The organism is Rickettsia sp. TH2014, from assembly GCF_019249195.1.
Taxonomy (GTDB): Bacteria; Pseudomonadota; Alphaproteobacteria; order Rickettsiales; family Rickettsiaceae; genus Rickettsia; species Rickettsia felis.
Map to the genome: position 1 here is coordinate 1 of NZ_MXAX01000221.1, position 502 is coordinate 502.

Below are 502 nucleotides of genomic sequence, written 5' to 3' on the forward strand. Positions count from 1 at the left end.
TGTCTGTGAGATTAAATCTTGACTTCTACACCTGAATCGTGACAAGCGAAAGTTTAGCAGAGCGGATAATTTTCCATAATATAGATTATAGAACAATTATAAGAGTTAACCAAGCCCATTTTAAATTTAAATATTTCCCCTACCTTTTGGCAAACTAAGGATAAAATATTATTGCTTTTAGTAATAATTAAAGAGTATTCTTGACGTTGGGTTAAATACCTCGGAAAGAGTACTTTCATATGGCTGGGACGGGAGGATTCGAACCTCCGAATGACGATACCAAAAACCGTTGCCTTACCACTTGGCGACGTCCCAATGTAGAAAATAATGAAGAATTAGTACGTGAGGATTATCAGCAAAAGATAACATGGCCAATTTTTCAAATTAAACGAGTATATGGACTTTATACCAATAAATAGCAGAAACGTCAATTACAATAATTAAATTACAATAATTATTTGTAGAAGTCAAGATTTAATCTTACAGACATTATAAAAATTAT

Annotated in this window: 1 tRNA gene; it reads right to left on the reverse strand. The window is 32.1% G+C overall.

The annotated features are described in order from the left end of the window. Positions 1-240: 240 nt before the first annotated feature. A tRNA-Gln gene (locus KYQ89_RS04490) sits at positions 241-315 on the reverse strand. Positions 316-502 lie beyond the last annotated feature (187 nt).